Origin of the sequence: Streptomyces sp. MAR4 CNX-425 (assembly GCF_048656465.1) — a bacterium.
GTDB lineage: Bacteria > Actinomycetota > Actinomycetes > Streptomycetales > Streptomycetaceae > Streptomyces.
Window position 1 is genome coordinate 1,035,575 of record NZ_JBMDLF010000001.1, and the last position, 9,969, is coordinate 1,045,543.

At 74.4% G+C, this 9,969-nt stretch carries 9 protein-coding genes and 2 tRNA genes; 3 read left to right on the forward strand and 8 right to left on the reverse strand.

What is annotated here, in order from left to right:
* Window positions 1-51: 51 nt before the first annotated feature.
* The 5 genes from ACHZ99_RS04510 to ACHZ99_RS04530 form a co-directional block, all read right to left on the reverse strand.
* Complete coding sequence (locus tag ACHZ99_RS04510; RefSeq protein WP_420302990.1) at window positions 52-531, reverse strand: hypothetical protein; 480 nt, start codon at window positions 529-531, stop codon at window positions 52-54.
* Between the two features lie 196 nt (window positions 532-727).
* Window positions 728-1,921, reverse strand: coding sequence for an ABC transporter permease (locus ACHZ99_RS04515; RefSeq protein WP_420302991.1), 1,194 nt, complete (start codon window positions 1,919-1,921; stop codon window positions 728-730).
* Window positions 1,918-2,625, reverse strand: coding sequence for an ABC transporter ATP-binding protein (locus ACHZ99_RS04520; protein ID WP_420302992.1), 708 nt, complete (start codon window positions 2,623-2,625; stop codon window positions 1,918-1,920). Before ACHZ99_RS04520 ends, ACHZ99_RS04515 begins: the two co-directional genes overlap by 4 nt.
* On the reverse strand, window positions 2,622-3,797 hold the full coding sequence (locus ACHZ99_RS04525; RefSeq protein WP_420302993.1) for an efflux RND transporter periplasmic adaptor subunit: 1,176 nt from the start codon (window positions 3,795-3,797) through the stop codon (window positions 2,622-2,624). The genes ACHZ99_RS04520 and ACHZ99_RS04525 overlap by 4 nt, the downstream gene beginning before the upstream one ends.
* Window positions 3,798-3,985: 188 nt before the next feature.
* Window positions 3,986-4,477 (reverse strand): hypothetical protein, encoded by a 492-nt coding sequence (locus ACHZ99_RS04530; RefSeq protein WP_420302994.1) that lies wholly within the window; start codon window positions 4,475-4,477, stop codon window positions 3,986-3,988.
* Between the two features lie 309 nt (window positions 4,478-4,786).
* Here ACHZ99_RS04530 and ACHZ99_RS04535 point away from each other — a divergent pair, with 309 nt between their 5' ends.
* Complete coding sequence (locus ACHZ99_RS04535) at window positions 4,787-6,358, forward strand: vanadium-dependent haloperoxidase (protein WP_420302995.1); 1,572 nt, start codon at window positions 4,787-4,789, stop codon at window positions 6,356-6,358.
* Between the two features lie 249 nt (window positions 6,359-6,607).
* Here the strand turns inward: ACHZ99_RS04535 and ACHZ99_RS04540 are convergent.
* Both ACHZ99_RS04540 and ACHZ99_RS04545 read right to left on the reverse strand, forming a co-directional pair.
* A tRNA-Ile gene (locus tag ACHZ99_RS04540) sits at window positions 6,608-6,681 on the reverse strand.
* Between the two features lie 216 nt (window positions 6,682-6,897).
* Window positions 6,898-6,970: transfer RNA gene (locus tag ACHZ99_RS04545), tRNA-Asn, on the reverse strand.
* A gap of 181 nt (window positions 6,971-7,151) precedes the next feature.
* On the opposite strand from ACHZ99_RS04545, the gene ACHZ99_RS04550 reads away from it, so the two are divergent.
* On the forward strand, window positions 7,152-7,475 hold the full coding sequence (locus ACHZ99_RS04550) for a YtxH domain-containing protein (RefSeq protein ID WP_420302996.1): 324 nt from the start codon (window positions 7,152-7,154) through the stop codon (window positions 7,473-7,475).
* 129 nt (window positions 7,476-7,604) lie between these two features.
* Window positions 7,605-9,173: an FGGY family carbohydrate kinase gene (locus ACHZ99_RS04555; protein ID WP_420302997.1), complete on the forward strand. Its 1,569-nt coding sequence runs from the start codon at window positions 7,605-7,607 to the stop codon at window positions 9,171-9,173.
* 88 nt (window positions 9,174-9,261) lie between these two features.
* Here ACHZ99_RS04555 and ACHZ99_RS04560 read toward each other — a convergent pair whose 3' ends face one another.
* The gene (locus ACHZ99_RS04560; protein ID WP_420302998.1) at window positions 9,262-9,942 is read right to left on the reverse strand and encodes a hypothetical protein; all 681 of its coding nucleotides are present in this window, start codon (window positions 9,940-9,942) and stop codon (window positions 9,262-9,264) included.
* Window positions 9,943-9,969: the final 27 nt, after the last annotated feature.

Consider the following 9,969-nt stretch of genomic DNA (forward strand, 5'->3'; position numbering starts at 1 on the left):
CCCGCCCCGGGGCATACGGACGGGGCGGCGGGCCGGGGAACCCCGGCGGCTCTAGCCGGATTCGCGGCCGTACTTCTTGTTGCACAGGGCGAGCGCCTCGACCAGCTCCTGCTGCGACTTCTCAGCCCCCTCCTCGATGGTGATGTCCACCGTTCCCGGCGGGGGGTCCTCGGCGGCGATCCCCTGCTCGCGCAGGCACTCGGCCTTCTTCAACGCGCGGTCCTGGTCGGCTTCGGTGACGTCCTCGGGGGCGTCCTGGACGGGCGCGTACCTGGCGCAGGCCACCCGCGCGGCCTCCTGTTCGGCGGAGGACTCGCCGGGGGCCTGGACCTCCATCTCGCCCTCCTTCACCTCCCCGGGGGCGGGGAGGTGCATGCCGTGCTTCTCCATGCACGCGGCGAACTTCCGTTGCCGGGGGCCCTCGTCCGCCTGCGCGTTCCCGCCGGCGGCGGGCGGGTCGTCGCCGCAGGCGGTCAGCCCGAACGTGGCGGTGGCCGCGAGTACCACCGCGGCGAGAATCTGTGTCTTCATGCCCGTCAGCGTGGCCTCCGGCGGGTTTCCCCGCGGTGACCACCGGCGCCGGCCGGCCGGGCCGGGGCGGGAGCACCGCGGCGGACATGCGGCCGGGGTGCCTCCGCGTCGGTGCACGCGGAGACACCCCGGGGGCCCGGTCAGGAGGCCCGTAGCGGACGCCCTGTCAGCACACGCCCTGTCAGCGGATGCCCCGTCAGGTCGTGGCGAGGGCTTCCGTGGGCGTGAGACCGGCCGCGCGGCGGGCCGGGTAGACGCCGGCCAGCGCGCCGATGACGACGGCGGCCAGCGCGCCGCCGGCGACGGCGGTGCCGGGCAGGGGGGTGGGCCAGTCGCGGTAGAGGGCGTATCCGGCGCAGGTGCCGAGCCCGACGAGTACTCCGGCGGCCCCGCCCAGCGCCGACAGGGTCACCGACTCGGTGAGGAACTGGAGCCTGATCTGCCCGCGGGTCGCGCCCAGCGAGCGGCGCAGCCCGATCTCCGTCCGCCGCTCCAGCACCGAGATGACCATGATGTTGGCGATGCCGACGCCGCCGGCCAGCAGGGCGATGGCGCCGAGGCCGAAGAACAGCGCGTTGAAGGTGCGTTCCGCGGCGGCCCGGGCCGTGAGCGCGTCCGAGGGGCGGCTGACCGCCACCTCCTCCGGGTGCTCGGGGTTCACGGTGTACCCCAGCACGGCGCGTACGTCGTCCACCGCCGCTTCCGTGGACTTCTGGTAGAGGGTGGTGACGTTCCCGTCGAATCCCATGCGTTGCGCGTACGACCAGCCGACGAGGGCGGAGCGGTCGATCTCGGGCGCGAGGTCGATCTCGTCGAGGACGCCCACGACCAGGAACCACCGCCCGTCGATGTGGACGTGCGCGCCGGCGCGGTCGATGCCGAGCCGCCCGGCGGCGTCGGCCCCCAGCACGACCACCGGGTAGGCGCCGGTGGCGGCGTTGAGGAAGGTCCCGGATCGCAGCGTGCCGCCGAGGGTCCCGAGCAGGTCGGGGCGGCTGGCCTGCACCGCGATGCCGCCGGTGGTGCCGGGGTCGATCTTGTCGGTGCGGCGGGCGGTCGCGTCCTCGACCGTTCCGGTCGCGGACACGCTCGTCACCCCGGGGATACGGGAGACCATGCTCTCCGCGCTCCGGGGCAGCTCCGAGTCCTTGCCCGTCAGCGTGGTGCCGGGCTCGACGGTCAGCAGGTTGGTGCCCAGTTCCTCGATGTCGGCCAGCAGCGCGTCCCGGCTGGCGGTGCTGATGCCCACCAGGGCGACCATGGCGGCGACGCCGATGGCGATGCCGAGCGCGGAGAGCACGGCGCGCAGCGGCCGGCCGCGCAGTCCGGCAACGCCGACCGCGGCCAGGTCGCGGGTGCGCAGCCGGGCGGCTTCGGGCAGGGGTTTCATGACGGAGCCCCCGTATCGGCGTGGATCCGCCCGTCGCGTATCTCCAGGCACCGCGGCAGCGACGCCGCGACCTCAAGGTCATGGGTGATCACCACGACGGCGGTGCCGTCGCGGTTCAGCTCGGCGAGCAGCTCCAGCACTCCCGCTCCCGATGTCGTGTCGAGGTTGCCGGTCGGCTCGTCCGCGAGCACGAGCGGCGGGCTGCCGACGACGGCCCGGGCTATCGCGACGCGCTGCTTCTCGCCTCCCGACAGCTGGTGCGGGCGGTGGGCGAGCCGGTGGCCGAGCCCGACGCGCTCCAGCGCGGCCTTCGCCCGCTCGCGCCGTTCCCGGGGCGGGGTGCCGTGGTAGAGCAGCCCGGTCGCCACGTTGTCCACGGCGGAGAGGTGCGGGGTGAGGAAGAACTGCTGGAAGACGAAGCCGATCCAGTGGGCGCGTACCGCGGCGAGCCGCCGGTCGGGCACCTCGGCCATGTCGTGCCCGTGGAGGAGGACCCGCCCGTCACTGGGGCTGTCCAGGGTCCCCATGAGGTTCAGCAGCGTCGACTTCCCGGATCCGGACGGTCCCAGGATCGCCATCAGCTCCCCCTCGGGTACGGCGAGGGAGACCCGGCGCAGGGCCCGCACGCCACCGGGGTACTCCTTGGTGCAGCCGTCCACCTCGATGACCGCCGGCCGGCCGGCGGCGCCCGTGCGGCGGCTCATGAGCGGGGCACCTGCACCCTCATGCCCGCGGTGAGGTCGCCCTTCACCTCGACCAGGTCGGCTTCGAACACGCCGAGTTCGACGGGCACGGTCCGTACCCTCCCGGCCGCGGTCACGACCTTCACCCGGTAGGCGCCGGTCGCCGACGCCAGCAGCGCGTTCACCGGCACCGCCAGCACGTCCTCGCGCGCGGTGCCGGCGAAGCCGACGGTCGCGGGGGCGCCGTCCAGGTTCCCCGTGCCGCTCTTCTCCGCCAGGGTGATGTGGACGGGGACGGTGGCGTTCCGGGTGCCCACCCCGGTCTGGGACCGGGAGTTGGTGTCCCCGGCGGACGCCACCGTGCCGATCGAGGAGATCCGGCCGGCGGCGCTCTCGCCGCCCGGCAGCTGCACCGTCACCTTCGCGCCCACCTTCGCCAGCGCCAGGTCGGTCACCGGCAGGTCCACGGTGACCCGTTGCCGGGTGCTGCCGCCGGTCAGCACCGCCCCCCGGGCGGGTGCGCCCGGCACGGCGGTGACCTCGCTCACCCGGAACCGCCCGGCCCGTACCACCGCGTCGCCCGGCGCGACCGCGCCGGACTCCGGCGCGCCCAGGTCCTCCTGCCAGTCCTTGACCGCCTCGGCGGTCGCCGCGGTGAACTCCTCGTCGACGCTCAGGTAGCTTCCGTGGCCGAGGGCGCGGAGGTTGCGTTCCAGCTCCAGCACGTCGTGCCCGGCGGGCACCCCCGCCTTCAGCTCCCGCCAGAACGGCGTCGAGCCGTAGAACAGCGGCACCGGGCGGCCGTCCGCGGCGTAGACGGCGTCGCCCCGTTCGATGACGTCGCCGACGTCCGGGAGCCAGGTGATCCGCCCGCCGCCCTCGGCGAGGACCGTGCGGCCGCCCGCGTAGCCCAGCGTGCCGTCCACCTCGGTGGTGCTGACCAGATCGGTGCGGACCACCTTCGCGGTCGGCAGCTTCGCGCCGGACCGGGCCGGGCCGCCGCCGTCCTGCGCCGGGTACAGCGTGCTCGCCGCGCCGACCGCCAGCGCGACCGCCGCGCCGCCCAGCACCCAGACGCCGCGCCGGCGACGGCGGGGCGGCGGCGCCTCGTGCGGCTCGCCGGCGGGCGCGGCTTCCGGCCCTGTCTCCTCCTGCCCGGGCACGTGCTCCCGGGGCGCCTCAGATTCCCGCATGGCCCGGCCTCCGCGTGGTCCGCCCGGCCTCGCCGCGGACCGGGCCCGGGCGGCGGAACGCCGCCGGCAAAGCGGTGAAATGTGATGTCGTCTGCATGCCCGTCAGGGTGCGGTGCGGCAGGTTTCCCGGGGGTGAGCGCGTTCTCCGACGCGTACGGGCCCGGGCGGGCCGGCGCCGCCGGCCGGGGCTACGCGGCGTCCGGGGTGAAGCTCTCGCGGAGGTCGCGGAGCACCGCTCCGGAGAACGGGTCGGCGGCGGGGTCGGCCGGGGTGAGAACGGTGACGACGAAGAAGGCGGTGAGCATGAGGCCGACGGATTCGACGGATTCGGCGACGGCCGCCGGTACGGCGGAGACGCCGGTGACCGCGGCGGCCGTCAGGGGGCGGGGGTGGCGCGAGTAGAAGAGCGCGAAGGGGCCCTCGCCGGTGGCGTCGAGCGCGTATCCCTCGTCCTCCCAGTGCTGTTCCATCGCGGCGTCGCGGGCGAAGCCGAGGATGTTCGCGTCGGACGAGTCCGCCGCCTCCGGCAGCCGCCAGTTTCCCAGATCCGCGCCGACCAGTCGTTCTCCGTTCAGGAACAGCCGCGGCCAGTGACGCGCCCGGCGCACCAGAAACCTCCGCGCGACCCCGGGGAAGGCGAGGTCCGCGACGAAGTCGGTCGGGTATCCGGTGGGCTCCACGCGTCGCAATTTCCCGTCTGGAAGGGTGTGTTCACCAGCGTACGCGGGTTCGCGGCCCGTTCCGCCCGCCGCCGGGAACGGCCCCTGGCGCAAGCGGTCAACACCCGCCACCCGCGCCGCCGATAGCCGCGGCCCGTGGCAACTTTATGCCCCGCCACGGGACTCCGGGCGGGTGGTATACATCATTTTTAAGGTTCTGCCCGACTCTTCGCGGCAAAACGGAGCCCGTGTATCGGCACGCCTCCCGCGCAGCCTCATTTCAGCCGTCTGCGCACCTCAAGCGATGTTCTCAAGAAAGGCACGACTCCTATGACGACGTTCGGGGATTCATCGGTCTCAGGCTTCTCACCGCGGCGCAGGTCGTTACTGCTCGGCGGAATCGGCGGTGCCGCCACGGCGGCGCTGGGCGCCCTGGGGCACAGCGGGACGGCCGCCGCCGACGAATCCGGCCGCTCGGCGGCGGAGTCGGTCGCGGACTTCGATCTGGACACCGGCAACTTCATCCGGGACGTGATCTCCCGGTTCCAGCCGAGTCATCCGCTGTACGAGGACATCGCCGCCCCCATGGATGTGACCATCGTGCAGCGGTACATCCACCTCTCGATGGTCTCGTGGTTCGACGCGCTGGCGCCCTACCACCCGACCGCCGTCGGCGTGTACTCCCGGCTCGGCCGCCGCCCCTCCAGCGAGTCCGCCACCAACAGGAACAAGAACATCGCCGCCCTGCACGCCAATTACCACGTGACCAAGGCCATGGAGCCGGCGTGGGAGCCGCTCTTCCGGGAGCTGCTGACCGCGGTGGGGCTGGACCCCGACGACATGTCGGAGGACCGGACCAGTCCGGTCGGCATCGGCAACCTGGCCGGCAAGGCCGTCGCCGCGGCGACCGAGCGGGACGGCATGAACCAGCTCGGCGACGAGGGCCGCAGGTACCACCGCCAGCCCTACGCGGACTACACCGGCTACCGGCCCGTGAACACCGCCTACGAGCTGACCCACCCCTCGCGCTGGCAGCCGAAGCTGGGATCCCACCAGCGCCGCCTCGGCCCCGGCCGGGGCGACAAGGGCATCTTCACCGTCCAGCAGTTCGTCACCCCGCAGATGCGGCTGACCCGGGCCCACACGTTCGACGGCCCCGGCCGGTTCGGGCTCGCTCCGCCCACCCACACCGACCACACCCGGCGGCGCGCGTACCGGCACGCGGTGGACGAGGTCCTCGACGCGTCGGCCACCCTCACCGACGAGCGCAAGCTCAAGAACGAGTTCTTCGACAACAAGCTGCTGGGCGTCGGCCTGGCGGGGCAGGTCGCGGCTGACGCCCGCGGCCTGGACCTGGACGGCTGGGTCCACATGCTGTTCGCGATGTCGGTGTCGATCTACGACGCGCTGATCGCCGTCTGGCACTACAAGGCGAAGTACGACTCGGTGCGGCCGTTCAGCGCGATCCGGCACGTGTACGGCGACCGCCCGGTGACCGCCTGGGGCGGCCCCGGGGTGGGGACCGTCGACGACCTGCCCGCCGACGAGTGGACCAGCTACCTGAACGTGGCGGACCACCCCGAGTACCCGTCCGCGTCGGCGTCGATCTGTTCCGCCGAGGCGCAGGCGGCGCGGCGCTTCTTCGACGACGACACCCTCGACTGGACGCAGCCCATCCCCGCCGGCTCGTCGCTGGTGGAGCCGGGGGCGACGCCCGGCAGGGACCTCTCATTCCACTGGGCCACCTGGACCGACTTCGTCCACGACTGCGCCACCAGCCGGCTGTGGGGCGGCGTGCACTTCGCGAAGACGTCCGAGAGGTCGGTCCCCTTCGGCGAGCAGTTCGGCGACCTGGCCTACGAGTACATGCGGCGGCACGTCGACGGCGACGTCGGCGACTGACCCGCCGGTCCCGTAGCGCGGCCTCCCGGCCTCCCTGGCCCTCCGGGCTCCCCCGGTGCGACGGGGAGCGCCGCCGCTCTCCGGCACGGCGGCCGTACGGGCTGCGATCCTTCGACCCGGCGATCCGCGTCGGGCGGCGGATCGCGGCCCCGCCGGTGCCGCGGCGCCGTCGCGCGCCCGCGACCGGGGCGGGCGCACGCGCACCGGACCGGCAGGCGGTCCTCGCGACCCCTGGGGGAGGGTGCTGGGTGGGGCGGGTGGGACTCGAACCCACGGCCGACGGATTATGAGTCCGTTGCTCTAACCGGCTGAGCTACCGCCCCGTACGGCGCGTCACGCACAGATGTGCGCGCCGTCTGCCGCAGCATAGCCGCTCATACGATCTGTCGCCCGGAGACCCCTGCGCCGGGGCGGACCGGCCGCTGCGCACGCCCGGAAGGACGCGCGGAAGACCGCTTCCGGTTCCGGGGCGGCGGGCGCCGGCGGGCCGTACGGCGCAGAAAGGGGCGAAGGCCCCGGTCGGGGCCTTCGCGTACCTGCTCCCCCGACTGGACTCGAACCAGTAACCTGCCGGTTAACAGCCGGCTGCTCTGCCGATTGAGCTACGGAGGACTGCTCCGCACGGAGGCCCTTCCGGCTCCCGGGGGGCGCTCCTGTGCTGCTCGCCATACATTAGCGCATGGCTGGGTCCGCTCCGAAATCGGTATTCACACCTCCCCCACCCCGGGTAGCCGTACCGGTGGCGGCAGGGCGGGACAGCCCAGTCGAGCTAGGCCGAGGGAAGGTGGAGACCATGCGGTACCGGGTCAGCTTCATCGCGGGGATCGCCGTCGGGTACGTCCTGGGCAGCCGGGCCGGACGCGAGCGCTACGAGCAGCTGCGAAAGGCGGCACAGCAGTTCAGCGAGTCCCCGGCGGTGCGCAACGCGGCCGAGGCCGCGGCGCTGACCAGCCGGGACGCCGTGACCAAGGCGGCGAACACGATCTCCACGAAGTTCGCGGACGTCGTGCCCGAGAACGTCGCCGCGCGCGTGCACCTCCGGCACGGCAACGGGCACGCGGGCAGCGTCCGCGGCGGACGCGAGGAGTCCGACGACTGGGGTACGACGAACACCTGACCCCGGCGCGCCCCACGGCCGAGCACCGGTTCGACCGCCCCCGGCCGGAAGCGGCCGGATCATGACGGTCCCGCGGCCGAAACCGCGCCGGTGCCCGGCCGGGTCCCCCGATAGGGCATCATCTGCGGCATGGGGATAGTCGCCGGTCTGGACAGCTCGCCCGAAGGCACCAACATCGTCGTCTGCGACGCCGACACCGGCGCGGTACTCAAGCAGGGCTACGCCCCGCACCCCGAGTCCGCCGGGGAGGCGGCGGCCGCGTACGAGGCCGACCCGCAGACGTGGCTCCTCTCGCTCGGCGAGGCCGCCGACGGCGGCCTCCTCGAAGGCGTGCAGGCCATCGGGGTCGCGGCGCAGCAGCACGCCGTCATCCCGCTGGACGGCGCGGGCACGCCCGTACGGCCCGCGCTCACCGGCAACGACAAGCGGGCCCAGGGCGCCGCCGCCGACCTCGTCGACCAGCTCGGCGGCCGGGCGGCCTGGGCCGGGGCCGTCGGCACCGTGCCCGACGCCAAGCTTCCCGTCACCAAGCTGCGCCGCTTCGCCGCCGACGAGCCCGACCACGCCAAGCGCACCACGCAGCTCATGACCCCCCACGACTGGCTGGTCTGGCAGCTCCTCGGCAAGCCGCACCGCCGCACCACCGACCGCGGCTCCGCCTCCACCACCGGCTACTGGTCCGCGCACGCCGGCGACTGGCGCCGCGACCTCGTCGAGCTGGCCCTCGGCCACGAGGCCGGGCTGCCGGAGGTGCTGGGCCCCGCCGAGGCGGCCGGCCGCACCCCCGAGGGGCTGCTGATCTCCGCCGGCACCGGCGAGACCATGGCCGCCGTCTTCGGCCTCGGCGTGGGCGCCGGCGACGCGGTCGTCACCCTCGGCGCCTCCGGCGCGGTCTACGCCGTCCACGACGCGGCGCTGCCCGACACCGGCGGCACCATCACCGCCCTGGCCGACGCCACCGGCAAGCACCTGCCGGTCGTCCACACCCTCAACGCCGTACGCGCCCTGCGCGGCGCCGCCGAGCTGCTGGGCCTGGCGCCGACCGACCTGGAGCGGCTCTCCGAGCTGGCCCTGACCTCCACGCCCGGCGCCCACGGCCTCGTACTCCTCCCCTACCTCGACGGCGAACGCACCCCGAGCCTCCCCCAGGCCGCCGGTTCCCTGCACGGCCTGCGCCGCGAGAGCATGCGCCCCGAACACCTGGCGCGGGCCGCCTTCGAGGGCATGCTGTGCGGCCTCGCGGATGCGCTGGAGGTGCTGCGCGCCCGGGGCGTCGCCGTACGCCGCGTGTTCCTCCTCGGCGCCGCGGCCGCCCTCCCGGCGGTCCAGGCGCTGGCCCCGGCCGTCTTCCAGGCGCAGGTGGTCGTCCCGGCCTCCGCGGACTACGCGGCCCTGGGCGCCGCCCGGCAGGCGGCGTGGGCGCTGGGCGTCGCCGAGGGGCGGCTGAGCGCGGAGGCGCCGCCGGCGTGGGAGACGGGGCCGCACGAGACGTTCGAGGCGGCGGAGGAGCAGGCGCTGGGGCAGGCGGTGCGGCAGCAGTACGCGGCGGTACGGGAGTCGGTGTACCCGGAGGCGGTGTCGTCGGGGGCGGGCGCGGCCGGTACGGGTGCGCCGGCGGCAGGGGCGGCGGCCGGCGGGCCGGGGCCCGGGCAGGAGGAGCGGGAGCGGGGGCCCGCGCAGGAAGTCTCGCAGGACTGAACCGAACGGCGCCGCGGCGCGTGGACCGGCGGGGTGGGCCATGCGGGCGGCATCGGGCCCGCCCCTCCCCGGGGGCGACGACGTACTCCTAGCTCACCCCGGTGCCGCAGTCGGTGCGGATATGCGGGCTGGCGGCCCAGGATTCGCCGACCGTCACGGAGTCCACCTCGACCCTCACCGCAAGGCGGTAGTTGTAGGTGCCCGTCCTGCCCTGCGGACACGGCTCCGTGCGGGCGGGCCCCTGCTGGCTCCGCGCCCTGGTCCACGACGTGTACCGCGGGTCGCCGTAGTCGCGCCAGCCCGACCAGCTGTCGCGCTCAAGTACGGAGACCTGCCTCATCCGGCCCGGCAGATCGCCGTGGCACTCGGTGGCGAACCCCTCGCCGCCGATCTCGGCACGGGGCTCGGCGCCGCCCACGACGATCTCCCCCTCGACCGCGATCGGCTCGACGGTCGTGGCGCACCACCAGCCGCTGACCGGTTCGATCCGCACCGTCTCGCACTCCGTGACGGCGGCCGGCTCCCGGTAGTCGACGGTGCGCACGGCATCGGGGTCCTGGGGAGCCGCGTCGACGTCGCCCACGGTCATGACCACCGAGCCGTCCTCGAACTCCTCGGCGCGGTAGGTGACCCGGGTGAGGTGCGGCGGCTCGGGAGTGTGCCCCGGACTCCACGAGGCGCACGGCGTCGGGGACTCGGGCAGCACCGAGCCGCCCGGCTCGCGGACTTCTTCACAACCCCCGGCTCCCAGCACGACCGCCGTCACCACGACCGGTACTAAGCATCCACGTCGCCG

Coding starts and splice junctions, on each gene's coding strand:
- ACHZ99_RS04510 (WP_420302990.1), bottom strand. CDS start 531: ATGAAGACACAGATTCTCGCCGCGGTGGTACTCGCGGCCACCGCCACG.
- ACHZ99_RS04515 (WP_420302991.1), bottom strand. CDS start 1,921: ATGAAACCCCTGCCCGAAGCCGCCCGGCTGCGCACCCGCGACCTGGCC.
- ACHZ99_RS04520 (WP_420302992.1), bottom strand. CDS start 2,625: ATGAGCCGCCGCACGGGCGCCGCCGGCCGGCCGGCGGTCATCGAGGTG.
- ACHZ99_RS04525 (WP_420302993.1), bottom strand. CDS start 3,797: ATGCGGGAATCTGAGGCGCCCCGGGAGCACGTGCCCGGGCAGGAGGAG.
- ACHZ99_RS04535 (WP_420302995.1), top strand. CDS start 4,787: ATGACGACGTTCGGGGATTCATCGGTCTCAGGCTTCTCACCGCGGCGC.
- ACHZ99_RS04550 (WP_420302996.1), top strand. CDS start 7,152: ATGCGGTACCGGGTCAGCTTCATCGCGGGGATCGCCGTCGGGTACGTC.
- ACHZ99_RS04555 (WP_420302997.1), top strand. CDS start 7,605: ATGGGGATAGTCGCCGGTCTGGACAGCTCGCCCGAAGGCACCAACATC.